This is a genomic window from Paraburkholderia sp. SIMBA_027, from assembly GCF_046535315.1.
Classification (GTDB): domain Bacteria; phylum Pseudomonadota; class Gammaproteobacteria; order Burkholderiales; family Burkholderiaceae; genus Paraburkholderia; species Paraburkholderia tropica.
The window spans coordinates 116,342-138,611 of sequence record NZ_JAWRWY010000020.1; the positions used below are offsets into that span (position 1 = coordinate 116,342).

General features: G+C 60.6%; 34 protein-coding genes. 1 reads left to right on the top strand and 33 read right to left on the bottom strand.

What is annotated here, in order from left to right; all coding sequences use genetic code 11:
* Positions 1-307 precede the first annotated feature (307 nt).
* Positions 308-1,306 carry a porphobilinogen synthase gene (gene hemB / locus SB764_RS31575; protein ID WP_065062772.1) on the top strand — a complete coding sequence of 333 codons (999 nt, stop codon included), beginning with the start codon at positions 308-310 and terminating at the stop codon, positions 1,304-1,306.
* Positions 1,307-1,450: 144 nt separating this feature from the next.
* Here hemB and dsbD read toward each other — a convergent pair whose 3' ends face one another.
* The 33 genes from dsbD to fusA form a co-directional block, all read right to left on the bottom strand.
* Positions 1,451-3,382, bottom strand: a complete 1,932-nt coding sequence (dsbD, locus tag SB764_RS31580; protein ID WP_410865926.1) for a protein-disulfide reductase DsbD — start codon at positions 3,380-3,382, stop codon at positions 1,451-1,453.
* Positions 3,375-3,707, bottom strand: coding sequence for a divalent-cation tolerance protein CutA (gene cutA / locus SB764_RS31585; protein ID WP_065062776.1), 333 nt, complete (start codon positions 3,705-3,707; stop codon positions 3,375-3,377). Before cutA ends, dsbD begins: the two co-directional genes overlap by 8 nt.
* A 269-nt stretch (positions 3,708-3,976) precedes the next feature.
* Positions 3,977-4,369: a 50S ribosomal protein L17 gene (gene rplQ, locus SB764_RS31590; RefSeq protein ID WP_027819334.1), complete on the bottom strand. Its 393-nt coding sequence runs from the start codon at positions 4,367-4,369 to the stop codon at positions 3,977-3,979.
* A gap of 129 nt (positions 4,370-4,498) precedes the next feature.
* Positions 4,499-5,476 carry a DNA-directed RNA polymerase subunit alpha gene (locus tag SB764_RS31595; protein WP_027819335.1) on the bottom strand — a complete coding sequence of 326 codons (978 nt, stop codon included), beginning with the start codon at positions 5,474-5,476 and terminating at the stop codon, positions 4,499-4,501.
* A 124-nt stretch (positions 5,477-5,600) separates the two neighbouring features.
* Positions 5,601-6,224, bottom strand: coding sequence for a 30S ribosomal protein S4 (gene rpsD / locus SB764_RS31600; protein WP_065062778.1), 624 nt, complete (start codon positions 6,222-6,224; stop codon positions 5,601-5,603).
* A gap of 165 nt (positions 6,225-6,389) precedes the next feature.
* Complete coding sequence (gene rpsK / locus SB764_RS31605; RefSeq protein ID WP_006052224.1) at positions 6,390-6,794, bottom strand: 30S ribosomal protein S11; 405 nt, start codon at positions 6,792-6,794, stop codon at positions 6,390-6,392.
* Positions 6,795-6,822: 28 nt separating this feature from the next.
* The gene (gene rpsM / locus SB764_RS31610; RefSeq protein WP_065062780.1) at positions 6,823-7,188 is read right to left on the bottom strand and encodes a 30S ribosomal protein S13; all 366 of its coding nucleotides are present in this window, start codon (positions 7,186-7,188) and stop codon (positions 6,823-6,825) included.
* A gap of 42 nt (positions 7,189-7,230) precedes the next feature.
* Positions 7,231-7,347: a 50S ribosomal protein L36 gene (gene rpmJ, locus SB764_RS31615; RefSeq protein ID WP_027797300.1), complete on the bottom strand. Its 117-nt coding sequence runs from the start codon at positions 7,345-7,347 to the stop codon at positions 7,231-7,233.
* A 20-nt stretch (positions 7,348-7,367) separates the two neighbouring features.
* Complete coding sequence (gene infA / locus SB764_RS31620) at positions 7,368-7,586, bottom strand: translation initiation factor IF-1 (protein WP_004521905.1); 219 nt, start codon at positions 7,584-7,586, stop codon at positions 7,368-7,370.
* Between the two features lie 7 nt (positions 7,587-7,593).
* Entirely contained in the window at positions 7,594-8,940 is a 1,347-nt protein-coding gene (gene secY, locus SB764_RS31625; RefSeq protein ID WP_065062782.1) for a preprotein translocase subunit SecY, read from the bottom strand.
* A 59-nt stretch (positions 8,941-8,999) separates the two neighbouring features.
* Entirely contained in the window at positions 9,000-9,434 is a 435-nt protein-coding gene (gene rplO, locus SB764_RS31630; protein WP_028206523.1) for a 50S ribosomal protein L15, read from the bottom strand.
* 29 nt (positions 9,435-9,463) lie between these two features.
* The gene (gene rpmD, locus SB764_RS31635) at positions 9,464-9,646 is read right to left on the bottom strand and encodes a 50S ribosomal protein L30 (RefSeq protein ID WP_010106952.1); all 183 of its coding nucleotides are present in this window, start codon (positions 9,644-9,646) and stop codon (positions 9,464-9,466) included.
* 11 nt (positions 9,647-9,657) lie between these two features.
* Positions 9,658-10,176 (bottom strand): 30S ribosomal protein S5, encoded by a 519-nt coding sequence (rpsE, locus tag SB764_RS31640; RefSeq protein WP_027819342.1) that lies wholly within the window; start codon positions 10,174-10,176, stop codon positions 9,658-9,660.
* 14 nt (positions 10,177-10,190) lie between these two features.
* Positions 10,191-10,556 carry a 50S ribosomal protein L18 gene (gene rplR, locus SB764_RS31645; protein WP_027819343.1) on the bottom strand — a complete coding sequence of 122 codons (366 nt, stop codon included), beginning with the start codon at positions 10,554-10,556 and terminating at the stop codon, positions 10,191-10,193.
* A 12-nt stretch (positions 10,557-10,568) separates the two neighbouring features.
* A complete protein-coding gene (gene rplF, locus SB764_RS31650) occupies positions 10,569-11,099 on the bottom strand; it encodes a 50S ribosomal protein L6 (RefSeq protein WP_065062784.1) in 531 nt (176 codons plus the stop codon).
* 18 nt (positions 11,100-11,117) lie between these two features.
* Positions 11,118-11,513 carry a 30S ribosomal protein S8 gene (gene rpsH / locus SB764_RS31655; RefSeq protein ID WP_027819345.1) on the bottom strand — a complete coding sequence of 132 codons (396 nt, stop codon included), beginning with the start codon at positions 11,511-11,513 and terminating at the stop codon, positions 11,118-11,120.
* A gap of 14 nt (positions 11,514-11,527) precedes the next feature.
* Positions 11,528-11,833 (bottom strand): 30S ribosomal protein S14, encoded by a 306-nt coding sequence (gene rpsN / locus SB764_RS31660; protein ID WP_027819346.1) that lies wholly within the window; start codon positions 11,831-11,833, stop codon positions 11,528-11,530.
* A 7-nt stretch (positions 11,834-11,840) separates the two neighbouring features.
* On the bottom strand, positions 11,841-12,380 hold the full coding sequence (gene rplE, locus SB764_RS31665; protein ID WP_065062786.1) for a 50S ribosomal protein L5: 540 nt from the start codon (positions 12,378-12,380) through the stop codon (positions 11,841-11,843).
* 16 nt (positions 12,381-12,396) lie between these two features.
* Positions 12,397-12,705: a 50S ribosomal protein L24 gene (gene rplX / locus SB764_RS31670; protein WP_065062788.1), complete on the bottom strand. Its 309-nt coding sequence runs from the start codon at positions 12,703-12,705 to the stop codon at positions 12,397-12,399.
* 9 nt (positions 12,706-12,714) lie between these two features.
* Positions 12,715-13,083 (bottom strand): 50S ribosomal protein L14, encoded by a 369-nt coding sequence (gene rplN, locus SB764_RS31675; protein WP_006998478.1) that lies wholly within the window; start codon positions 13,081-13,083, stop codon positions 12,715-12,717.
* Positions 13,084-13,441: 358 nt separating this feature from the next.
* Entirely contained in the window at positions 13,442-13,714 is a 273-nt protein-coding gene (rpsQ, locus tag SB764_RS31680) for a 30S ribosomal protein S17 (protein WP_065062790.1), read from the bottom strand.
* The gene (gene rpmC, locus SB764_RS31685) at positions 13,711-13,905 is read right to left on the bottom strand and encodes a 50S ribosomal protein L29 (RefSeq protein ID WP_027819350.1); all 195 of its coding nucleotides are present in this window, start codon (positions 13,903-13,905) and stop codon (positions 13,711-13,713) included. Before rpmC ends, rpsQ begins: the two co-directional genes overlap by 4 nt.
* 10 nt (positions 13,906-13,915) lie before the next feature.
* Positions 13,916-14,332 carry a 50S ribosomal protein L16 gene (rplP, locus tag SB764_RS31690; protein ID WP_027797288.1) on the bottom strand — a complete coding sequence of 139 codons (417 nt, stop codon included), beginning with the start codon at positions 14,330-14,332 and terminating at the stop codon, positions 13,916-13,918.
* Positions 14,333-14,334: 2 nt separating this feature from the next.
* Entirely contained in the window at positions 14,335-15,129 is a 795-nt protein-coding gene (gene rpsC / locus SB764_RS31695) for a 30S ribosomal protein S3 (protein WP_028213348.1), read from the bottom strand.
* Positions 15,130-15,140: 11 nt separating this feature from the next.
* Entirely contained in the window at positions 15,141-15,470 is a 330-nt protein-coding gene (gene rplV / locus SB764_RS31700; RefSeq protein WP_004199272.1) for a 50S ribosomal protein L22, read from the bottom strand.
* A 12-nt stretch (positions 15,471-15,482) separates the two neighbouring features.
* Entirely contained in the window at positions 15,483-15,758 is a 276-nt protein-coding gene (gene rpsS, locus SB764_RS31705) for a 30S ribosomal protein S19 (RefSeq protein WP_027797286.1), read from the bottom strand.
* A 10-nt stretch (positions 15,759-15,768) separates the two neighbouring features.
* Positions 15,769-16,596, bottom strand: coding sequence for a 50S ribosomal protein L2 (rplB, locus tag SB764_RS31710; protein ID WP_065062792.1), 828 nt, complete (start codon positions 16,594-16,596; stop codon positions 15,769-15,771).
* A 2-nt stretch (positions 16,597-16,598) separates the two neighbouring features.
* The gene (rplW, locus tag SB764_RS31715) at positions 16,599-16,913 is read right to left on the bottom strand and encodes a 50S ribosomal protein L23 (RefSeq protein ID WP_065062794.1); all 315 of its coding nucleotides are present in this window, start codon (positions 16,911-16,913) and stop codon (positions 16,599-16,601) included.
* Positions 16,910-17,530: a 50S ribosomal protein L4 gene (rplD, locus tag SB764_RS31720; protein ID WP_065062797.1), complete on the bottom strand. Its 621-nt coding sequence runs from the start codon at positions 17,528-17,530 to the stop codon at positions 16,910-16,912. Before rplD ends, rplW begins: the two co-directional genes overlap by 4 nt.
* Positions 17,530-18,189: a 50S ribosomal protein L3 gene (gene rplC, locus SB764_RS31725; RefSeq protein WP_065062826.1), complete on the bottom strand. Its 660-nt coding sequence runs from the start codon at positions 18,187-18,189 to the stop codon at positions 17,530-17,532. Before rplC ends, rplD begins: the two co-directional genes overlap by 1 nt.
* Positions 18,190-18,388: 199 nt before the next feature.
* Entirely contained in the window at positions 18,389-18,700 is a 312-nt protein-coding gene (gene rpsJ, locus SB764_RS31730) for a 30S ribosomal protein S10 (RefSeq protein ID WP_017777154.1), read from the bottom strand.
* Positions 18,701-18,837: 137 nt separating this feature from the next.
* Positions 18,838-20,028, bottom strand: a complete 1,191-nt coding sequence (gene tuf, locus SB764_RS31735) for an elongation factor Tu (RefSeq protein WP_011350666.1) — start codon at positions 20,026-20,028, stop codon at positions 18,838-18,840.
* Positions 20,029-20,123: 95 nt separating this feature from the next.
* Positions 20,124-22,226 carry an elongation factor G gene (fusA, locus tag SB764_RS31740; RefSeq protein ID WP_065062799.1) on the bottom strand — a complete coding sequence of 701 codons (2,103 nt, stop codon included), beginning with the start codon at positions 22,224-22,226 and terminating at the stop codon, positions 20,124-20,126.
* Between the last annotated feature and the right edge of the window lie 44 nt (positions 22,227-22,270).

Consider the following 22,270-nt stretch of genomic DNA (forward strand, 5'->3'; position numbering starts at 1 on the left):
ATGCGCGACGTCGAAAATATGCGCAATGCACGATTCTGGCTGCGCATAAAAAAACCCGCCGTAATTGCCGGCGGGCTAAACAGCCTTATCGAAAAACGACAGGCACCCGCTCAGGGAGGAGAAGCGGGGAGTCTGGCGCAAGGCGCCTCGCTCGATCGGTATGATATACCATTGTCCTGAAAAGTTTCCTGCGCCCAGAGGCGTGGTTCCATTTCAAGCAATTGCAGACGCTTGACCCAGGCGTTGCCACCGCGCGAGCCGCGCAATTGCCGCAGCTTTGCAGCCCCGATTCGAGATATCCGCCGACATGAGCTTCTATCCGCATCACCGTCCGCGCCGCATGCGCCGTGACGACTTCTCGCGCCGCCTGATGCGCGAAAACCTCCTCACCACCAACGATCTGATCTACCCGGTGTTCGTCATCGCGGGCGAGAACGTGCGCGAAGCCGTGCCGTCGATGCCCGGCGTCGAGCGCGTGTCGATCGATCTGCTGATGGGCGTGGCCGAGCAATGCGTCGAGCTGGGCATTCCGGTGCTTTCGCTCTTCCCCGTGGTCGACCCGTCGCTCAAGACGCCCGACGGCATCGAAGCGACCAATCCCGACGGCGTGATTCCGCGCGCCGTGCGCGAACTCAAGAAACGCTTCCCCGATCTGGGCGTGCTCTGCGACGTCGCGCTCGATCCGTACACGAGCCACGGCCAGGACGGCGTGCTCGACGAGAACGGCTACGTCATCAACGACCAGACCATCGAGATCCTCGTCGCGCAGGCGCGCGCGCAGGCCGAAGCGGGCGTCGATATCGTCGCGCCGTCGGACATGATGGACGGCCGCATCGGCGCGATCCGCGAGATGCTCGAGAGCGAGAACCACGTCCACACGAAGATCATGGCCTACTCGGCCAAGTACGCGTCGGCGTTCTACGGCCCGTTCCGCGACGCGGTGGGTTCGGCGTCGAATCTGGGCAAGAGCAACAAGATGACCTACCAGATGGACCCGTCGAACTCGGACGAAGCGCTGCGCGAAGTGCGTCTCGACATCGAGGAAGGCGCGGACATGGTGATGGTCAAGCCCGGCATGCCGTACCTCGACATCGTGCGCCGCGTGAAGGACGAGTTCCGTTTCCCGACCTACGTCTATCAGGTGAGCGGCGAATACGCGATGCTCAAGGCCGCCGCGCAAAACGGCTGGCTCGATCACGACAAGGTGATGATGGAATCGCTGCTCGCGTTCAAGCGCGCGGGCGCGGACGGCATCCTGACGTACTTCGCGCTCGACGCCGCGCGACTGTTGCGCGCGCAGAAGTAAGCGACAGAAATAAGCGACAGAAATAAGCGACAGAAATAAGCGACGCTCGCGCAGCGTTCAGATGCGAAAAAGCCCCGGAAAACCGGGGCTTTTTTCATATGCGCGGCGCGGTGAGCGTTGTCGATTCGACCGCTTCGAGCACGCTTAGGTACTCGCCGCCGGCACGACGCGATCGAGGCGCGCGAGGAATTTATCGGCGTTCTCGTAGCCGACCACGCGCAATACTTCGTTACCCTGAGCATCGAAGAAGATGATGCCGGGCGGCCCGAACAGACCGAAGCGCTTGAGCAGCGCCTGATCGTCGGGACTATTCGCGGTCACGTCGGCGCGCAGGAGGCCGAGTTGCGCGAGGCGTGCCTGCACGCGCGCGTCGCTGAACGTGAACTTCTCCATCTCCTTGCAGCTCACGCACCAGTCCGCGTAGAAGTCGAGCATCGCAGGCTTGCCCGCCGATTTGAGCGCCGCGTCGAGTTGCGCCGACGAACGCACCGGCGCGAACACCAGCGCATCCGCGCCGTTCGCGGGCGCGCCCGATGCCGCACCGGCGACCGCGTCACTTGCACCACCCGCGCCGCCCGTGCGCGCGGCGAGCACGGCGAGCGGACGCAGCGGATCGGCCGAGCCCGCCGCCAGACCGACCATCAAGGTCGCGGCCCAGATCGCGAATGCCGCGCCGAGCCCGCGGCCAAGGCGACGCCACACGTTGGTTGCGCCCGCATTCGGTGTGAACAGGCCGAGCGCGGCCGCGGCGAGCAGCAGCCAGAGCGCGGCGAGCAGCATCTGCGCCGTCGCGCCCAGCACCGGCCAGACGATCCACAACGCGGCGGCCAGCAGCACGACGCCGAAAAACACCTTCACGCCGTCCATCCACGTGCCCGCGCGCGGCAGCAGCGTGCCCGCGCCGAGGCCGAGAATCATCAGCGGCACGCCGAGACCGATCCCCATCGCGAACAGCGCCGCGCCGCCGAGCACCGCGTTGCCCGTGTGCGCGATGAACGCGAGCACGGCGAACAGCGGCGCGGTCATGCACGCGCCCACCACGAGCGCGGACAGCGCGCCCATCACGGCGACGGCCGCGAACTTGCCGCCCGAGCGGCCCTGCGACGCGCGCGAGGCGCCGTCCTGCCAGCGCTGCGGCAGCGCGATGTCGTAGCCTGCGATCAACATCACGGCAAAGGCGGTAAGCAGCACGGCGAACACGCCGAGCACCCACGGATTCTGCAGCCACGCGCCCAGACTCTGCCCGACCAGCGCCGCCGCGATGCCGAGCACCGTGTAGACGAGCGCCATGCCGAGCACGTAGACGAACGAAAGCGCGAAGCCGCGCGAGCGCGTCACCTGCGCACCCTCGCCGACGATGATCGCCGAGAGAATCGGGATCATCGGATACGAACAGGGCAGCAGGCTCAGCACCATACCCGCGACGAAGTACAAACCGATCACCGCGAAGAAGCCGCCGCCTTGCAGCAGCGACTGCGCGTAGTCGGCGCTCGTGGCGCGTTCGTACCAGGGTTCTTCGGCGCTGCCGGTGTTTGCGGCTGCGTTTGCAGCGGCGGTGGTCGACGCAACCGCCGTCTGCGCGGGCGCGGCATTCGCCGCTTGCAGCGCCGCACCGCTCACGTGATAGACGTGCTGCGCGGGCGGATAGCAGATGCCCGCATCGGCGCAACCCTGCGACGTCACCGTGAGATCGAACGGGCCGCTCGCCTGCTTCACCGGCACGCGGATCGTCAATTCCTTGCGATACGTCTCGACGTTCTTGTTGAACGTCGGATCGAATTTCACGTGGCCGGGCGGAATCTGCGCATCGCCGAGCGTGGCGCCGTTCTGCACGTCGAACGCGAAGCGCTCGCGGTACATGTAGTAGCCGTCGGCAATCTTGAAGTGGACGTCGACCATGCCCGGCTCCTCGCTCGCACTGAACGTGAAGGCCTGATCGGGCGGCAGGAAGTCGTCGTCGGCGTGTGCGGGCGCGGCGCCGAACAGCAGCGGCAGCACGCAGACCACGAACGCGAAAAAGGCCAGCAGCGAAGCGTACGGCGCGGCGCGCAGGCGCCGATCGAAGCGGTTAGACATGGAGGGGACGCTGGGTTTCGGTGTTGACCCACTGCCCGTAAGCGGTCGACGCCATCGCCTGCCAGGCGAGGATTTCGGGCGTCTCGTAGGGATGTTGGGTCTGGATGAACTGTTCGAGTTCGGCCGTGCGGGCGAGACTCGTCTTGAAAAGCAGCTGGATTTCGCTGCCGGACTCGATCTTGCCCTGCCAGTGAAAGTCCGAATGCACGGCGCCGAGCCGCGTCACGCAGGCGGCCAGCCGCGCCGCGAGGACGGCGGAAGCGAGCTTGTCGGCGGTGTCCTCGTCGGGCACCGTGGTCAGCATCAGGGTCACATTGAGGGTCACGGCGAACTCCGGCTGGGTGTCCCGCGCGCACCGCCGCATGCATGCGCACGCGAAAGGCCGGGGACTCGAGGCAGGACGTTATCGTACCACCGCCGCCGTCGGCCTTCGTCCGTGCGCCCTGCGGCAACGATGACCCACCGCAGCCGCGAGGGCGCGTTCAGGGAGCAAACGTCACGCCGCGCCGTTTATTCCGCGCTCAAAACAAAAAAGCCAGGCTAGGCCTGGCTTTTTCGCGTGCCGCTCGATCCGGGGATCTCGCGACTGAAAGCTTATTCCGCTTCCTGGATGTTCTCTTCCGTGACTTCCGGACGGTCGAGCAGTTCGACCAGTGCCATCGGTGCGTTGTCGCCAACACGGAAACCGAACTTCAGGATGCGCAGGTAGCCGCCCGGACGGTTCGCGAAACGCGGACCGAGCACGTCGAACAGCTTCGTGACCGAGTCACGATCGCGCAGGCGGTTGAACGCCAGACGACGGTTTGCCAGCGACGGCTTCTTGCCCAGCGTGATGAGGGGCTCGACAACCTTACGGAGTTCCTTCGCCTTCGGCAGCGTCGTCTTGATGACTTCGTGCTCGATGAGCGAGTTGGACATGTTACGGAGCATTGCCAGACGGTGGCTGCTCGTGCGGTTCAGTTTCCGCAGACCATGACGGTGACGCATTTCAATTTCCTTGAAACAAAGTTTTGGTCCAGCTCTTCTATCGCCTCACAACAACGTGAAGCACGGGCCGGTACGTGAAAAAGGCAAGACGCGGATTTTAAAGGAAAATCCGCGTCCGTGCCAGACTTCTTACTTGTCGAGACCAGCCGGCGGCCAGTTTTCGAGCTTCATGCCGAGCGTGAGACCGCGCGAAGCGAGCACTTCCTTGATCTCGTTGAGCGACTTGCGACCCAGATTCGGGGTCTTGAGCAGCTCGTTCTCGGTACGCTGGATGAGGTCGCCGATGTAGTAGATGTTCTCGGCCTTCAGGCAGTTCGCCGAGCGAACCGTGAGTTCGAGATCGTCCACCGGACGCAGCAGGATCGGATCGATCTGCGGTGCGCGCGACGGGGCTTCCGCCGCCGTTTCCGTGCCTTCCAGTGCAGCGAACACCGACAGCTGATCCACGAGGATGCGCGCCGACTGGCGGATCGCTTCCTCAGGCGAGATCACGCCGTTGGTTTCGATGTTCATCACGAGCTTGTCGAGGTCGGTACGCTGTTCGACACGCGCGCTTTCCACTGCGTAGCTCACGCGGCGAACCGGCGAGAACGAAGCGTCCAGCACGATGCGGCCGATGATCTTGGCCGACTCGTCGCCGTAACGGCGCACGTTGCCCGGCACGTAGCCGCGGCCCTTCTCGATCTTGATCTGGACGTCGAGCTTGCCGCCCTTCGTCAGATGCGCAACGACGTGTTCCGGGTTGATGACTTCGCAGTCGTGCGAGAGTTCGATGTCGCCAGCGGTGACAACGCCTTCGCCTTCCTTGCGCAGCGTAACCGTCACTTCGTCACGGTTATGCAGCTTGAAGACCACGCCCTTGAGGTTCAACAGCAGGTTGACCACATCCTCTTGCACACCATCGAGCGTCGAGTATTCGTGCACGACGCCTGCGATCGTCACTTCGGTCGGCGCGTAGCCCACCATCGACGACAGCAGCACGCGCCGAAGCGCGTTACCCAAGGTATGGCCATAACCGCGTTCGAACGGCTCCATGACCACTTTCGCGTGGTTGTCGCCGAGCGATTCCACAGCGATGATCTTGGGTTTCAACAAACTGGTTTGCATAGGTTTTCCTTTTCAATACCCTCGGCTCGTTACACCGATAAGGCTGAGATGGCCACAACCTGAAAAAAACAGCCGAGGCTTCCTCCTGCGCGAAGCACAGAGGTTACCCCGGCCGTCAATTCGATTAACGCGAATACAATTCGACGATCAGGCTTTCGTTGATGTCGCCAGCGATGTCGCTGCGCTCCGGCACGCCCTTGAACGTACCTTCGAACTTCTTCGCGTCGACTGCGACCCAACCTGCGATGCCGCCTTGCTCTGCCAGCGAGAGGGCTTCAGCGATACGCGCCTGCTTCTTCGCCTTTTCGCGAATTGCGACGACGTCGCCTGCCTTCACTTGCATCGACGGGATGTTCGCGACGACGCCGTTCAGCGTGAGAGCCTTGTGGCTCACGAGCTGACGCGCTTCAGCGCGGGTCGATGCGAAGCCCATGCGGTACACGACGTTGTCGAGACGCGATTCGAGCAGTTGCAGCAGGTTTTCGCCGGTGTTGCCCTTGATACGATCAGCTTCCGCGAAGTAGCGGCGGAACTGACGCTCGAGCACGCCGTAGATACGCTTCACTTTTTGCTTCTCGCGCAGCTGCGTGCCGTAGTCGGACGTGCGCGCACCCGAGGTGCGGCCGTGCTGACCCGGCTTGCTGTCGAGCTTGCACTTGTCGGCGAGCGAGCGGCGTGCGCTCTTCAGGAAGAGGTCGGTGCCTTCACGGCGGGACAGCTTGGCCTTCGGGCCGATATAACGTGCCACGTTGCTTTCCTTCGATAATTGATCACGCGAAGCCTGAAACGGGGAGACCCCGCGACTCGCGCTAGTCCGGCCCTTTGGACCGAACGGTGGGCTTAGTCAATTCAATAGCGCCGAGAGCCTGGGACGCCGTTACCGGCGGCTCAGGCAGTCGGCAAGCGCGACGCCTTAGATACGACGGCGCTTCGGCGGACGGCAGCCGTTGTGCGGGACCGGCGTCACGTCGGAGATCGCGGTGATCTTGATGCCAAGACCATGCAGCGCGCGCACCGCCGATTCGCGACCCGGGCCGGGGCCCTTGATACGCACTTCGAGGTTCTTGACGCCGTATTCCATTGCAACACGGCCAGCCGATTCAGCTGCGACCTGAGCTGCGAAGGGCGTCGACTTACGCGAACCCTTGAAGCCCTGACCGCCCGACGTTGCCCAGGCGAGTGCATTGCCTTGACGGTCGGTGATCGTGATGATCGTGTTGTTGAACGACGCGTGAACGTGAACCACGCCCTCGGCGACGTTCTTCTTAACCTTCTTGCGAACGCGTTGCGCCGCGGAGTTGTTCGAAGCCTTAGCCATTACGTTTTCCTGTAACTGTCAGAACCGCTTACTTCTTCAGCGACTGTGCTGCGCGGCGCGGACCCTTGCGCGTACGTGCGTTGGTGCGCGTACGCTGGCCACGCAGGGGCAGGCCCTTGCGATGGCGCACGCCGCGGTAGCAGCCGAGATCCATCAGGCGCTTGATGTTCATCGTCGTTTCACGACGAAGATCGCCTTCGACGACAAACTTGCCCACTTCATCACGCAGCTTTTCCAGATCCGCGTCGTTCAGGTCCTTGACCTTCTTGTCAAACGGGACACCAGCAGCGACGCAGATGTTGCGCGAACGCGTGCGGCCGATACCGAAGATCGCCGTCAGGCCGATTTCCGTGTGCTGGTGGTTCGGGATGTTAACCCCTGCGATACGAGCCATTGTTTTTCCTCAAACAAAAAGCGCAAGCAAAAAGCGCGCTGATCAGCCTTGACGCTGCTTGTGGCGCGGGTCCGTGCTGCAGATCACGCGAACGACGCCGTTGCGCTTGATGATTTTGCAGTTACGGCACATGCGCTTTACCGATGCCATCACTTTCATGATATTACCCTTTTTCTAAATCACTTCGCCCGGAACACGATCCGCGCACGCGACAGATCGTAAGGCGTCAACTCAACTGTCACCTTGTCGCCAGGAAGAATACGGATGTAGTGCATCCGCATCTTCCCGGAAATATGCCCAAGGACCACATGGCCGTTTTCCAGTTTTACCCGGAAGGTGGCGTTAGGGAGGTTTTCTATGACCTCACCTTGCATCTGGATCACATCGTCTTTGGCCATATGTCCTTCAGCGCATCGGGACTCCGCCACCCTTGAAGTTCGCCTTCTTGAGCAGCGATTCGTATTGTTGCGACATGACGTACGACTGCACCTGCGCCATGAAGTCCATTGTGACGACGACAATGATCAGCAGCGACGTGCCACCAAAATAAAACGGCACATTCCAGCGCAGCACCAGAAACTCCGGCAGCAGACAGACAAACACGATATAGATCGCACCGGCCAGCGTCAGACGCGTGAGGATGCGGTCGATATAGCGAGCCGTCTGATCGCCCGGGCGGATGCCAGGAACGAACGCGCCACTCTTCTTCAGGTTGTCGGCCGTTTCCCTGCTGTTGAACACCAGTGCGGTGTAGAAGAAGCAGAAGAAGACGATCGCCAACGCATACAGCAACACGTACACCGGTTGGCCAGGCTTGAGAGCTTCAGCCACGTTGTGCAGCGTGTCTGCGAACCAGTTGGATCGCGAACCCGAGCTGAACCAATTCAGAATCGTTGCCGGGAACAGGATGATCGACGATGCGAAGATCGGCGGAATCACGCCCGACATGTTCAGCTTGAGCGGCAGGTGGGACGACTGCCCGCCGTAAATCTTGTTACCGACCTGACGCTTCGCATAGTTCACGAGGATCTTGCGCTGGCCGCGTTCGATGAACACCACCAGGTACGTCACAGCCGCGATCAGTGCCACGATGATGATCGCCGAGACGGGGCCCATCGAACCGGTGCGAACCAGTTCAAACAGACCGCCGATTGCATTCGGGAAACCCGCTGCAATCCCGCCGAAGATGATGATCGAAATGCCGTTGCCGAGACCGCGTTCCGTGATCTGCTCACCAAGCCACATCAGGAACATCGTGCCCGTCACGAGCGTTACGACCGTCGTCAGGCGAAACACCATGCCCGGATCGATCACGAGGCCAGGCTGGTTTTCCAGCGCGACCGCGATGCCGAACGCCTGAAACGTCGCCAGCACCACCGTGAAGATCCGCGTGTACTGCGTGATCTTGCGTTGCCCGGCTTGCCCTTCCTTCTTCAACGCTTCCAGCTGCGGCGAGACGATCGCCATCAGCTGCAGGATGATCGACGCCGAAATATACGGCATCACACCCAGCGCGAAGATCGTGAAGCGAGACAGCGCGCCACCCGAGAACATGTTGAACATGCCAAGGATGCCGCCCGACTGGCTTTGAAAGAGCTTCGCCAGCTGGTCAGGGTCGATACCCGGAACCGGAATGTGCGCACCGATACGATAAACGACCAGCGCCAGCAGCAAGAACATTGCACGCCGACGCAGGTCGCCGAACTTCGGAGCGCTGCGACCGGTTTTTGCGAGACTCGGGCTAGTAGCCAAGTAGCTTCTCCGATGCAGATGCTAGTGACGGCGGGCGAACCCGCACGCCCCACTCACAATCACTCGGCAAAAGAACCGCCTGCTGCTTCAATCGCAGCACGCGCGTTCTTCGTCGCACCCAGACCCTTCACGACGACCTTACGCTTGATCTCGCCAGTAGCGATGATCTTTGCGCTGCGGGTCAGTTCGCCAACGAGGCCTGCCTGCTTGAGAGCCAGCAGATCGATTTCGTCGACCGGCAGCTTCTCGATGTCGGCGAGGCGCACTTCACCGACGAATTCCTTCGTCAGCGAGGTGAAGCCACGCTTCGGCAGACGACGCTGCAGCGGCATTTGACCGCCTTCGAAGCCAACCTTGTGGAAGCCGCCCGATCGCGATTTCTGACCCTTGTGACCACGGCCAGCGGTCTTGCCGAGGCCGGAGCCGATGCCGCGACCGACGCGACGCTTTGCGTGCTTCGCGCCTTCTGCCGGCTTCAGGTTATTCAATTCCATTTTCAACTCCTGGAGTCTTGGTCGACCGCTTAGCCGATGACCTTAACGAGGTACGAGACCTTGTTGATCATGCCGCGCACAGCCGGCGTGTCCTGAAGCTCGGAGACCGAGTTCAGGCGGCGCAGGCCGAGACCGCGCACGGTGGCACGGTGCGTTTCGCGGGTCCCAATCAGGCTCTTGACGAGCTGAACCTTGACAGTTTTTTCAGACATGGTGCCCACCCTTAGCCCAGAATTTCTTCGACGGACTTGCCGCGCTTCGCCGCGATGTCGGCCGGGGTCGACTGCTTGCGCAGACCGTCCAGCGTTGCACGAACGAGGTTGTACGGGTTCGTCGAACCGTGGCTCTTGGCCACGACGTTCTGCACGCCCATCACGTCGAACACTGCGCGCATCGGGCCGCCGGCGATCACGCCCGTACCAGCCTTCGCCGGAGCGAGGAGGACGACCGATGCGCCATGCTTGCCGTGCACTTCGTGTTGCAGGGTGCCGTTCTTCAGGGGCACCTTGAACATGTTGCGACGAGCTTGTTCCATCGCCTTCTGGACAGCGACGGGCACTTCTTTCGACTTGCCCTTGCCCATACCGACGCGGCCATCACCATCGCCAACCACGGTCAGTGCGGCGAAGCCGAGAATACGGCCACCCTTCACGACCTTGGTCACGCGATTGACCGAAATCATTTTTTCACGAAGGCCGTCGTCGCGTTCGTCAGCCTGAACTTTCGCTTGCATCTTTGCCATGACGAATTCCTTCCTTAGAACTTGAGCCCGGCTTCGCGCGCAGCATCAGCCAGCGCCTTGACGCGGCCGTGATAGCGGAAACCCGAGCGGTCAAAGGCGACGGATTCGATGCCGGCGGCCTTAGCCTTTTCTGCGATACGCTTGCCGATCAGCGAGGCAGCGGCGACATTGCCACCCTTGCCCGACTGGTCAGCCAGTTGCGCACGCACTTCGGCTTCAAGCGTCGACGCGCTGGCCAGCACCTTGGTGCCGCAGGGCGAGAACACTTGCGCATAAATGTGCGTGTTCGTGCGATGCACGGCCAGGCGCGCGACTTGCAGCTCAGCGATCTTGAGACGCGTCTGACGAGCGCGGCGCAGGCGAGATTGAGTCTTATCCATGATTGCGCACCCTTACTTCTTCTTCGTTTCTTTGAGGATCACAACCTCGTCGGCGTAACGCACACCCTTGCCCTTGTAGGGCTCAGGCGGGCGATAACCGCGCACTTCGGCTGCGGTTTGGCCGACTTTCTGCTTGTCGATCCCCTTGATCACGATTTCCGTTTGCGACGGGGTTTCGGCCTTCACGCCTTCCGGCATCTGGTGCACCACCGGGTGCGAGAAACCCAGCGACAGGTTCAGCTTGTCGCCTTGCGCTTGAGCACGGTAACCGACGCCAACCAGCGTCAGCTTGCGCTCAAAACCCTTCGTCACGCCTTGCACCATGTTCGCGACGATCGCGCGCATCGTGCCAGACATCGCGTTTGCTTCGCGGCTGTCGTCGGCCGGCTCGAACTTGAGCGTGCCGTTGTCGTTCACCACCTTCACGAGGCGGTTCGCAGCTTGCGAAATCGTACCCAGCGCGCCCTTGACGGTAATCTTCTCGTCGCTGAGCGTCGCTTCTGCGCCTTGCAGCGCGACCGGGCTCTTACCTACTCGAGACATGTTTCTTCTCCTTAGGCCTTAAGCGACGTAGCAGATAACTTCGCCGCCGACGCCAGTAGCGCGCGCCTTGCGGTCCGTCATCACACCCTTGGGCGTCGACACGATCGCAACGCCGAGGCCATTCATGACCTGCGGGATGTCGTTGCGGCCGCGGTACACGCGCAGACCCGGCTTCGAGACGCGTTCGATGCGCTCGATAACGGGACGGCCAGCGTAGTACTTCAACGCGATGTTCAATTCCGACTTCGCACCTTCGGTTTTCACCGCGAAGTCATCGATATAACCTTCGTCCTTCAGAACCTGCGCAATCGCAATCTTCACTTTCGACGAGGGCATAGCAACCGAAACTTTCTCGACCATCTGCGCATTGCGGATGCGAGTCAGCATATCGGCGATAGGATCACTCATGCTCATTTATGTTTCTCCTATTACCAGCTCGCCTTGGTGATGCCAGGGATCTCACCACGGAACGCGATTTCACGAATCTTGTTACGTGCGAGACCGAATTTGCGGAACGTGCCACGCGGACGGCCCGTGATCGCGCAGCGGTTACGCTTGCGAGTCGGGTTCGAGTTGCGGGGCAGTTGTTGCAGTTCCAGGCGAGCTGCGTAGCGCTCTTCTTCCGACTTGCTTTGGTCGTCGATGATCGCCTTCAGCTCTGCGCGCTTCGGCGCAAATTTCGCTGCCAGACGAGCGCGCTTCTTTTCACGTTCGATCAGTGCCAGTTTAGCCACGGTAACCTCAGTTTCTGAACGGGAACTTGAAGCTGGCGAGCAGTGCCTTTGCTTCTTCGTCGGTCTTCGCGGTCGTCGTGATGCTGATGTTCAGCCCACGCAGCGCGTCGATCTTGTCGTAGTCAATTTCGGGGAAAATGATCTGCTCTTTCACACCGATGTTGTAGTTACCACGGCCATCGAACGCCTTGCCCGACACGCCACGGAAGTCGCGCACGCGGGGGAGCGCAACCGTCACGAAACGGTCCAGGAATTCGTACATTGCCTGGCCACGCAGCGTGACCATCGTGCCGATCGGGTAGCCTTCACGGATCTTGAAACCGGCGATTGCCTTGCGCGACTTCGTCACGACAGGCTTTTGACCGGCGATCTTCGTGAGGTCGCCCACGGCGTGCTCAAGCACTTTCTTGTCAGCAACGGCTTCACCGACACCCATGTTCAGGGTGATCTTGGTGAGGCGCGGCACTTCCATGATCGACTTGTAACCGAACTTCTCGATCAGGCCGGGAACGACCTTCTCTTTATAAAATTCTTGCAAACGTGCCATTTTTTACTCCGCAGCGTCAGGCGCTCAGAACAGCACCGGTCGTCTTAAGGAAACGAACCTTCTTGTCCCCTTCGACCTTGATGCCCACGCGCGACGGCTTGCCGTTCGCGTCGACCAATGCGACGTTCGAGATAGCCAGCGGCATTGCCTTGGCTTCAACGCCACCCGTCGTACCCTTCATGGGGTTCGGCTTAACATGCTTCTTCGCGATGTTGATGCCTTCGACGGTCACGCGGTCTGCGCCGATACCTACCACGACGCCGCGCTTGCCCTTGTCTTTGCCAGTGACGACGATAACTTCGTCACCCTTGCGAATCTTGTTCATCGCGACTCCTTACAGCACTTCCGGCGCCAGCGAAACGATCTTCATGAATCGTTCGCTACGCAGCTCACGCGTAACCGGCCCGAAAATACGGGTGCCGATCGGCTCAAGCTTGGTGTTCAAAAGCACGGCGGCGTTGCCATCGAACTTGATCAGCGAGCCGTCTTGACGGCGCACGCCCTTCGCGGTGCGAACCACAACAGCGTTGTAGATTTCGCCCTTTTTCACGCGCCCACGCGGCGTTGCTTCCTTGACGGTCACCTTGATGATGTCGCCAATGCTGGCATAACGACGCTTCGAGCCGCCGAGCACCTTGATGCACATGACTTCACGCGCACCCGTGTTGTCGGCTACTTCAAGCCGAGTTTCGGTCTGGATCATGGTTTATCTATCCCAACTTAATCCGGTCGCGCCACCATGGCACATCCGGTCAGTCTTGGTCCCGTCAGCCGCGCCGCCACTAGAACGACCGCTCAGCTGCTTGGGTATGAACAGCAGCGACGGCAAACGAAACCGGCCATCGCATTCCGGTGAATCTTGCTAACCCGGACTGGCGCCCGGATTTTGCTTCCCCTTTTACGTTTACTCGCTGCTTTGCCAACAGCGAACCCATAAAGAGGGAAGACCAAGACTATAACTCGATAATCTTGGCCTAGCAAGCGAAATCTTCTGCGATTTCAACTACTTCTACATCCCGGGGAGAGATCCCCGGGATGTTTCATCATCTGAAACGGGCGTTTTAGATGACGCGTGCTGCTTCTACAAGCTTCGACACGGTCCAGGCCTTCGTCTTCGACAGCGGACGGGTCTCCTGGATTTCAACGAGGTCACCCTCGTTGTACGTGTTCGATTCGTCGTGAGCGTGGTACTTCTTCGACTGCACGACGTACTTGCCGTAGATCGGGTGCTTGACGCGGCGCTCGACCAGGACGGTGACCGTCTTGTCCATCTTGTTGCTGACGACCTTGCCGACCAGCGTCCGCTTAAGCGAGGTTTTCACGCTTTCGTTCATTTCTGGTTCGCCTTCTGAGTCAGGACGGTCCGCACACGTGCGATGTCGCGACGAACCTTCTTCAGCTGGCTCGTGTTCGTGAGCTGCTGGGTCGCGAGTTGCATGCGCAGGCCGAATTGCGCCTTCAAGAGGTCCGACAGCTCTTGATCGAGCGCGGCCTTGTCTTTCTGAAGAAGTTCAGATGCCTTCATCATTAACTCCTTAGGCGCCGAGCTGGCGAACCATGAAGACCGTCTTCAGCGGCAGCTTCGCTGCAGCCAGACGGAACGCTTCACGAGCCAGTTCTTCGGACACACCATCCATTTCGTACAGCATCTTGCCCGGTTGAATCTCTGCGACGTAGTACTCAGGGTTACCCTTACCGTTACCCATACGCACTTCCGCCGGCTTTTGCGAGATCGGCTTGTCCGGGAAGATACGGATCCAGATGCGGCCGCCACGCTTGATGTGACGCGTCATTGCACGACGCGCCGCTTCAATCTGACGTGCGGTCAGGCGACCACGACCGATAGCCTTCAGACCGTATTCACCGAACGAAACTGCGTTGCCGCGCGTTGCGACGCCGGTGTTACGACCCTTCTGCTCTTTGCGATACTTCCTGCGTTTCGGTTGCAGCATCGTTATTCTCCACTCTTGCCGTCACCGCCGGCAGCGCCACGGCGCGGTGCGCCACGGCGTGCGCCCGGTGCACCTTCGCCATCACGGCGCGGACGACGATCGCCCGGGCGCGCGTTGCGGCGCGGACGCTTTTCTTCGGCGACTTCTTCCACCACCGGTGCGTCGTTGCGGCCGAGCGTGTCGCCCTTGTAGACCCAAACCTTCACGCCGATGATGCCGTACGTCGTCTTCGCTTCCGAGGTTGCGTAGTCGATGTCAGCACGCAGCGTGTGAAGCGGCACTCGACCTTCGCGGTACCACTCGGTACGTGCGATTTCGATACCGTTCAGACGGCCGGCGCTCATGATCTTGATGCCCTGGGCACCCAGACGCATCGCGTTCTGCATCGCGCGCTTCATTGCGCGACGGAACATGATGCGGCGCTCGAGCTGCTGCGTGATCGAGTCGGCGATCAGCTGCGCGTCGGTTTCCGGCTTGCGGATTTCTTCGATGTTCACATGAACCGGAACGCCCATGCGCTTCTGGAGTTCGGCCTTGAGGAGTTCGATGTCCTCGCCCTTCTTGCCGATCACCACACCCGGGCGCGAGCTGTAAATCGTGATGCGAGCGTTCTTAGCCGGACGCTCGATCACAACACGGCCCACCGAAGCGTTCTTCAGCTTCTTCTTCAGGTATTCACGAACACCGATGTCTTCCTTCAACATCGCCGCGAAATTGTTGTTGTTCGCGTACCAACGCGAAGCCCAATTGCGGCTGACGGCCAAACGGAAGCCAGTCGGATGAATTTTCTGTCCCATCGTATGGCTCCTTAATTCCCGACCGTCACAGTGATGTGACAGGATTGCTTCTCGATGCGGTTGCCGCGGCCCTTGGCGCGCGCGGTGAAACGCTTCAGCGAAGCCGCCTTGTCGACGTAGATGCTCTTGATCTTGAGCTCGTCGATGTCCGCGCCTTCGTTGTGTTCCGCGTTTGCGATCGCCGAGAGCACAACCTTTTTCACGATGCCAGCCGCTTTCTTCGGCGAGAACGTCAGAACGTTCAGTGCCTTGTCAACCGGCAGACCGCGGATCTGGTCAGCCACAAGACGCGTCTTCTGCGCCGAGATGCGGGCACCGCGATGAATTGCCTTCACTTCCATCTTGATTGCCCCTTATTTCTTGGCCTTCTTGTCGGCCGCGTGACCCTTGAACGTACGGGTCAGTGCGAACTCGCCAAGCTTGTGGCCGACCATGTTTTCCGTGACATACACCGGAACGTGTTGACGGCCGTTATGCACGGCGATCGTCAGGCCGATGAAGTCCGGCAGGATCGTCGAACGACGCGACCAGGTCTTGATCGGTTTCTTGTCGCGCGTAGCTGCAGCCGCCTCAACCTTCTTCAGCAAATGGGCGTCGCAGAACGGACCTTTCTTAATAGAACGTGCCATTGCCTACTCCTTAGCGCTTGTGACGGCGCTGGACGATCATGCTCGTCGTGCGCTTGTTGCTGCGGGTGCGGTAGCCCTTAGCCGGCGTGCCCCACGGGCTAACCGGATCGCGACCAGCAGCAGTCTTGCCTTCACCACCACCGTGCGGGTGGTCAACCGGGTTCATTGCAACGCCGCGGACCGTCGGGCGGATGCCGCGCCAGCGGTTCGCACCAGCCTTACCGATTTGACGGAGGCTGTGTTCTTCGTTGCCCACTTCACCGATCGTTGCGCGGCACTCAACGTGGACGCGGCGGATTTCGCCCGAACGCAGACGAACCTGCGCGTAGACGCCTTCGCGTGCCAGCAGCATTGCCGACGTACCAGCCGAACGCGCGATCTGCGCGCCCTTGCCCGGCAGCATTTCGATGCAGTGGATCGTCGTACCGACCGGGATGTTGCGGATCGGCAGAGCGTTACCCGACTTGATCGGCGCTTCCGAACCCGACATCAGCGGCTGGCCAACCACCGCGCCCTTCGGGGCGATGATGTAGCGACGCTCACCGTCTGCGTACAGAACCAGCGCGATGTTCGCGCTACGGTTCGGGTCGTATTCCAGGCGTTCGATCTTTGCCGGAATGCCGTCCTTCGTACGACGGAAGTCGATCACGCGGTAGTGCTGCTTGTGACCACCACCCTTGTGACGGGTCGTGATACGACCATTGTTGTTACGGCCAGCCGTCTTGGATTGCGTGTCGAGCAGCGCCGCGAACGGCTTGCCCGTGTGCAGATCCTTGTTGACGATCTTGACCATCGCGCGGCGACCCGGCGAAGTCGGCTTAACTTTCACGATTGCCATGATTACTTGGCCTCCGCTTCAAAGTTGATTTCCTGGCCGGGCTTCAGGCAGACGTACGCCTTCTTCACGTCCTTGCGCTTGCCGTTGAAGCGGCCAAAGCGCTTGGCTTTACCCTTCTGGACCAGCACGTTGACGGAGTCGACTTCCACCTTGAACATCAGCTCGACAGCAGCCTTGACTTCCTGCTTCGTCGCATCCGGGGCGACTTCGAAGACGACTTGTTCGTTCTTCTCCGCCACCAGCGTCGCCTTTTCGGAGATCACCGGCGCGAGCAGGACCTGCATCAAACGATGATCGTTCTTGCGAATCTCGCTCATGACAGCAACTCCTCGATCTGGGCGACCGCTGCCTTCGTGATCAGGATCTTCTTGAAGTAGATCAGCGAGAGGGGGTCGGCAAAACGCGGCTCAACGACTGCCACGTGGGGCAGGTTGCGCGACGCGAGAAACAGGTTCTCGTCGACCGTGTCGGTAATGACCAGCACGGATTCGAGACCCATGGCCTTGAACTTTTCGGCCAGCAGCTTCGTCTTCGGCGCTTCGAGCGACAGCTCTTCGACGACCGAGATGCGGCCTTCACGGGCCAGCTGCGAGAAGATCGAGCAGAGGCCTGCGCGATGCATCTTCTTGTTGACCTTGTGAGCGAAGTTTTCTTCCGGCGAATTCGGGAAGATGCGACCACCGCCACGCCACAGCGGGCTCGACGACATACCGGCACGAGCGCGGCCCGTACCCTTCTGACGCCACGGCTTCTTGGTGGTGTGCTTGACCTGCTCACGGTCCTTCTGCGCGCGGTTACCGCTGCGCGCGTTCGCCTGATAGGCGACAACGATCTGATGGATCAGCGCTTCGTTGTAGTCACGGCCGAACACGACGTCCGACGCGTTAACTGCTGCGCCTTCCTGACCATTAGCGTTCAGGAGCTTCAGTTCCATTATTGCGCTCCTTTCTTGACGCGTGCCTTGACAGCCGGCGTCACGAAAACCTTGCCGCCCTTTGCACCAGGAACGGCACCCTTGACCAACAGCAGGCTGCGCTCTGCGTCGATACGGGCGATTTCGAGGTTTTGCACCGTCACGGTTTCGTCACCCATGTGACCGGTCATGCGCTTACCCGGGAAAACACGACCCGGATCCTGCGCCATACCGATCGAGCCCGGCACATTGTGCGAGCGCGAGTTACCGTGCGAAGCACGACCCGAAGCAAAGTTGTAACGCTTGATGGTACCGGCGTAGCCCTTACCGATCGAGGTGCCTTGCACGTCGACCTTCTGGCCTTCCGAGAAGAGATCCACACCGATCACGGCGCCATTCGACAGCTCGGCAGCCTTGGCGGCGTCGATCTGGAATTCCTTGAGGATTTCACCGGCTTGAACACCGGCTTTGGCGAGATGACCTGCGATCGGCTTCGTCACGCGCGAAGCGCGGCGCGTACCGAACGCAACCTGCACGGCCGTGTAGCCGTCGGTTTCAACAGTCTTGATCTGCGTCACGCGGTTGTCGGACACGTCCAGCACGGTCACGGGAATCGAATCCCCTTCGGCCGTGAAGATACGGGTCATGCCAACCTTGCGACCTACGAGTCCAAGGCTCATCGTTTTCTCCATTCCCGACTGCGATTGGTCGGGGCTAATTTACAAAGTACCGGCACGTTTCCGGGGTAAAGGCCCGCAAGACACACCGATTTTTTTGCGCGAATGCGCGAAAAGACGTCAAGTATAACGTCCTCCCACGATTTCCGCAAGCAATCAAAGACTTAGCGCGATCAGGTCATCCTGGCCGCGCTCGAGACTCTTACTGCAGCTTGATTTCGACGTCCACACCAGCCGGGAGGTCCAGCTTCATCAGCGCGTCGACGGTCTTGTCCGTCGGGTCGACGATGTCCATCAGGCGCAGGTGGGTACGGATTTCGAGCTGGTCGCGCGACGTCTTGTTGACGTGCGGCGAACGCAGGATGTCGAAACGCTGGATACGCGTCGGCAGCGGCACCGGACCGCGGACGATTGCGCCCGTGCGCTTCGCCGTATCGACGATTTCAGCAGCCGACTGGTCGATCAGGCGGTAGTCGAATGCTTTCAGGCGGATACGGATTTTTTGGTTCTGCATGACAATTCCTTAAAAAGAGCGAGGCGGACTTGCGCCGCCAGACAATATAAAGAGCGTAGGTCCGCCCCGCGACAAGACGCCGCGGGGCGGACCCAGGGTACATCAACTACTCAAGCAAGCCGAGTATTGTACTCGAATTACTCGATGATCTTCGCGACGACGCCGGCGCCGACGGTACGGCCACCTTCGCGGATTGCGAAGCGCAGACCTTCTTCCATCGCGATCGGAGCGATCAGCTTCACCGTGATCGACACGTTGTCGCCCGGCATGACCATTTCCTTGTCCTTCGGCAGCTCGATCGAGCCCGTCACGTCCGTCGTACGGAAGTAGAACTGCGGACGGTAGTTGTTGAAGAACGGCGTGTGACGGCCGCCTTCGTCCTTGCTCAGCACGTACACTTCAGCCGTGAAGTGCGTGTGCGGCGTGATCGAACCCGGCTTGGCCAGAACCTGGCCGCGCTCGACGTCTTCACGCTTCGTGCCGCGCAGCAGGATACCGACGTTGTCGCCTGCCTGACCTTGATCGAGCAGCTTGCGGAACATTTCCACGCCCGTGCAGGTCGTCTTCACCGTCGGCTTGATACCGACGATTTCGATTTCTTCGCCGACCTTGACGATGCCGCGCTCAACGCGACCCGTCACCACCGTGCCACGACCCGAGATCGAGAACACGTCTTCCACCGGCATCAGGAAGGCGCCGTCAACTGCGCGCTCCGGCGTCGGGATGTACGTGTCCAGCGCGTCGGCCAGGCTCATGATCGCCACTTCACCCAGCTCGCCCGTGTCGCCTTCCAGCGCCAGCTTGGCCGAACCCTTGACGATCGGCGTGTCGTCGCCCGGGAAGTCGTACTTCGACAGAAGCTCGCGCACTTCCATTTCGACCAGCTCGAGCAGCTCGGCGTCGTCGACCATGTCGCACTTGTTCAGGAAGACGATGATGTACGGAACGCCAACCTGACGTGCCAGCAGGATGTGCTCACGCGTTTGCGGCATCGGGCCGTCAGCAGCCGAGCAAACCAGGATCGCGCCGTCCATCTGTGCCGCGCCCGTGATCATGTTCTTCACGTAGTCAGCGTGGCCCGGGCAGTCGACGTGTGCGTAGTGGCGGTTAGCCGTTTCGTACTCGACGTGCGCGGTGTTGATGGTAATACCACGTGCCTTTTCTTCCGGTGCCGCGTCGATCTGGTCGTACGCCTTGGCTTCGCCACCGAACTTCTTGGTCAGAACCGTCGTGATAGCTGCCGTCAGCGTGGTCTTGCCGTGGTCAACGTGACCGATCGTGCCCACGTTCACGTGCGGCTTGGTCCGTTCGAATTTACCTTTTGCCATGTTTCTCTTCTTTCAAAAAAGTGGTGAATCGGTGACTGCGCGATGCGAACCGGACCCATGTCCGGTTCGCCGCATGGTCAACTGAATGCCGATGCTTACTTCGCCTTCGCGCTGATGATCGCGTCGGCCACGTTACGCGGTGCTTCTGCGTAGTGCTTGAATTCCATCGTGTACGTTGCGCGACCTTGCGACAGCGAGCGCAGCGACGTCGAATAGCCGAACATTTCCGACAGCGGCACTTCGGCGCGAACGATCTTGCCGCCGCCAACCATGTCTTCCATGCCCTGGACGATACCGCGACGGCCCGACAGGTCGCCCATCACGTTGCCCATGTAGTCTTCCGGCGTTTCGACTTCGACAGCCATCATCGGTTCGAGGATGACCGGCTGAGCCTTGCGCATTGCTTCCTTGAACGCCATCGAACCGGCCATGCGGAATGCATTTTCGTTCGAGTCAACGTCGTGGTACGAACCGAACGTCAGGTGAACCTTGACGTCGACGACCGGGAAGCCCGCCAGCACGCCGGCCTTGAGCGTTTCCTGGATACCCTTGTCGACCGCGGGGATGAATTCACGCGGAATCACACCACCCTTGATCTCGTCCAGGAACTCGTAGCCCTTGCCCTGCTCGTTCGGCTCAAGCGTAATGACAGCGTGACCGAACTGGCCGCGACCGCCCGACTGCTTGACGAACTTGCCTTCGACGTCCTTCGCCGTTGCGCGGATCGTTTCGCGGTATGCAACCTGCGGCTTGCCGACGGTCGCTTCCACGTTGAATTCACGCTTCATACGGTCGACCAGAATTTCGAGGTGGAGCTCGCCCATACCCGAAATGATGGTCTGGCCCGATTCCTCGTCCGTCTGGACGCGGAACGACGGGTCTTCCTGTGCCAGGCGGTTCAGGGCGAGGCCCATCTTTTCCTGGTCAGCCTTGGTCTTCGGCTCGACGGCCTGCGAAATCACCGGTTCCGGGAAAATCATGCGTTCCAGGATGATCGGGTTCGCCGGGTCGCACAGCGTGTCGCCCGTCGTTGCTTCCTTCAGGCCCACGGCTGCGGCGATGTCGCCTGCACGAACTTCCTTGATTTCTTCGCGGTTGTTCGCGTGCATCTGCAGAATACGGCCGAGGCGTTCCTTCTTGCCCTTGGTCGAGTTCAGCACCGTGTCGCCCGAGTTGACGACACCCGAGTACGCGCGGAAGAAGATCAACTGGCCGACGAACGGGTCGGTCATGATCTTGAACGCGAGTGCCGAAAACTTTTCGTCGTCGGCTGCACGGCGCTCTGCCTTCTCACCGTTTTCGAGTTCGCCCGTGACCGGGGGAATGTCCACCGGCGACGGCAGGAAGTCGATCACGGCGTCGAGCATACGCTGCACGCCCTTGTTCTTGAACGCGGTGCCGCACAGCATCGGCTGGATTTCGCAAGCGATGGTACGGTCGCGGATGGCCTTGACGACTTCCGCTTCGGTCAGCTCTTCGCCGCCGAGGTACTTTTCCATCAGCTCTTCGCTGGCTTCAGCAGCCGACTCGATCATCTTTTCGCGCCATTCGTTGCACGAGTCAACGAGTTCAGCGGGGATGTCGACGTAGTCGAACTTCGTGCCTTGCGACGCTTCGTCCCAAATGATCGCCTTCATCTTGATCAGGTCGACCACGCCCTGGAACGTGTCTTCTGCGCCGATCGGCACCACGACCGGAACCGGGTTCGCCTTCAGACGCGTCTTCAGCTGGTCGTAGACCTTGAAGAAGTTCGCGCCCGTACGGTCCATCTTGTTGACGAACGCGAGACGGGGAACCTTGTACTTGTTCGCCTGGCGCCACACGGTTTCCGACTGGGGCTGAACGCCGCCCACTGCGCAGTAAACCATGCATGCACCGTCGAGCACGCGCATCGAGCGTTCAACTTCAATCGTGAAGTCGACGTGGCCCGGGGTGTCGATGATGTTGATGCGGTGCTCGGGGTAGTTACCGCCCATGCCCTTCCAGAACGCGGTCGTAGCAGCGGAGGTAATCGTGATGCCACGCTCCTGCTCCTGCTCCATCCAGTCCATGGTGGCAGCGCCGTCGTGAACTTCACCAATCTTGTGGTTCACGCCGGTGTAGAACAGAATGCGCTCGGTCGTCGTCGTCTTGCCGGCGTCGATGTGAGCGCTAATACCGATGTTGCGGTAGCGCTCGATAGGAGTCTTGCGAGCCACTTTGATCCTCTATAAGGAGGTGCGCGCCGAATTCGATCCCGACC

What these genes read in the sequence shown, in the direction of transcription:
- hemB (WP_065062772.1), top strand. Translation starts at nt 308, where the DNA reads ATGAGCTTCTATCCGCATCACCGTCCGCGCCGCATGCGCCGTGACGAC.
- dsbD (WP_410865926.1), bottom strand. Translation starts at nt 3,382, where the DNA reads ATGTCTAACCGCTTCGATCGGCGCCTGCGCGCCGCGCCGTACGCTTCG.
- rplQ (WP_027819334.1), bottom strand. Translation starts at nt 4,369, where the DNA reads ATGCGTCACCGTCATGGTCTGCGGAAACTGAACCGCACGAGCAGCCAC.
- SB764_RS31595 (WP_027819335.1), bottom strand. Translation starts at nt 5,476, where the DNA reads ATGCAAACCAGTTTGTTGAAACCCAAGATCATCGCTGTGGAATCGCTC.
- rpsK (WP_006052224.1), bottom strand. Translation starts at nt 6,794, where the DNA reads ATGGCTAAGGCTTCGAACAACTCCGCGGCGCAACGCGTTCGCAAGAAG.
- rpsM (WP_065062780.1), bottom strand. Translation starts at nt 7,188, where the DNA reads ATGGCTCGTATCGCAGGGGTTAACATCCCGAACCACCAGCACACGGAA.
- rpmJ (WP_027797300.1), bottom strand. Translation starts at nt 7,347, where the DNA reads ATGAAAGTGATGGCATCGGTAAAGCGCATGTGCCGTAACTGCAAAATC.
- infA (WP_004521905.1), bottom strand. Translation starts at nt 7,586, where the DNA reads ATGGCCAAAGACGATGTGATCCAGATGCAAGGTGAGGTCATAGAAAAC.
- rplO (WP_028206523.1), bottom strand. Translation starts at nt 9,434, where the DNA reads ATGGAATTGAATAACCTGAAGCCGGCAGAAGGCGCGAAGCACGCAAAG.
- rpmD (WP_010106952.1), bottom strand. Translation starts at nt 9,646, where the DNA reads ATGTCTGAAAAAACTGTCAAGGTTCAGCTCGTCAAGAGCCTGATTGGG.
- rpsE (WP_027819342.1), bottom strand. Translation starts at nt 10,176, where the DNA reads ATGGCAAAGATGCAAGCGAAAGTTCAGGCTGACGAACGCGACGACGGC.
- rplR (WP_027819343.1), bottom strand. Translation starts at nt 10,556, where the DNA reads ATGGATAAGACTCAATCTCGCCTGCGCCGCGCTCGTCAGACGCGTCTC.
- rplF (WP_065062784.1), bottom strand. Translation starts at nt 11,099, where the DNA reads ATGTCTCGAGTAGGTAAGAGCCCGGTCGCGCTGCAAGGCGCAGAAGCG.
- rpsH (WP_027819345.1), bottom strand. Translation starts at nt 11,513, where the DNA reads ATGAGCATGAGTGATCCTATCGCCGATATGCTGACTCGCATCCGCAAT.
- rplE (WP_065062786.1), bottom strand. Translation starts at nt 12,380, where the DNA reads ATGGCACGTTTGCAAGAATTTTATAAAGAGAAGGTCGTTCCCGGCCTG.
- rplX (WP_065062788.1), bottom strand. Translation starts at nt 12,705, where the DNA reads ATGAACAAGATTCGCAAGGGTGACGAAGTTATCGTCGTCACTGGCAAA.
- rplN (WP_006998478.1), bottom strand. Translation starts at nt 13,083, where the DNA reads ATGATCCAGACCGAAACTCGGCTTGAAGTAGCCGACAACACGGGTGCG.
- rpsQ (WP_065062790.1), bottom strand. Translation starts at nt 13,714, where the DNA reads ATGAACGAAAGCGTGAAAACCTCGCTTAAGCGGACGCTGGTCGGCAAG.
- rpmC (WP_027819350.1), bottom strand. Translation starts at nt 13,905, where the DNA reads ATGAAGGCATCTGAACTTCTTCAGAAAGACAAGGCCGCGCTCGATCAA.
- rplP (WP_027797288.1), bottom strand. Translation starts at nt 14,332, where the DNA reads ATGCTGCAACCGAAACGCAGGAAGTATCGCAAAGAGCAGAAGGGTCGT.
- rpsC (WP_028213348.1), bottom strand. Translation starts at nt 15,129, where the DNA reads ATGGGACAGAAAATTCATCCGACTGGCTTCCGTTTGGCCGTCAGCCGC.
- rplV (WP_004199272.1), bottom strand. Translation starts at nt 15,470, where the DNA reads ATGGAAGTGAAGGCAATTCATCGCGGTGCCCGCATCTCGGCGCAGAAG.
- rpsS (WP_027797286.1), bottom strand. Translation starts at nt 15,758, where the DNA reads ATGGCACGTTCTATTAAGAAAGGTCCGTTCTGCGACGCCCATTTGCTG.
- rplB (WP_065062792.1), bottom strand. Translation starts at nt 16,596, where the DNA reads ATGGCAATCGTGAAAGTTAAGCCGACTTCGCCGGGTCGCCGCGCGATG.
- rplW (WP_065062794.1), bottom strand. Translation starts at nt 16,913, where the DNA reads ATGAGCGAGATTCGCAAGAACGATCATCGTTTGATGCAGGTCCTGCTC.
- rplD (WP_065062797.1), bottom strand. Translation starts at nt 17,530, where the DNA reads ATGGAACTGAAGCTCCTGAACGCTAATGGTCAGGAAGGCGCAGCAGTT.
- rplC (WP_065062826.1), bottom strand. Translation starts at nt 18,189, where the DNA reads ATGAGCCTTGGACTCGTAGGTCGCAAGGTTGGCATGACCCGTATCTTC.
- rpsJ (WP_017777154.1), bottom strand. Translation starts at nt 18,700, where the DNA reads ATGCAGAACCAAAAAATCCGTATCCGCCTGAAAGCATTCGACTACCGC.
- tuf (WP_011350666.1), bottom strand. Translation starts at nt 20,028, where the DNA reads ATGGCAAAAGGTAAATTCGAACGGACCAAGCCGCACGTGAACGTGGGC.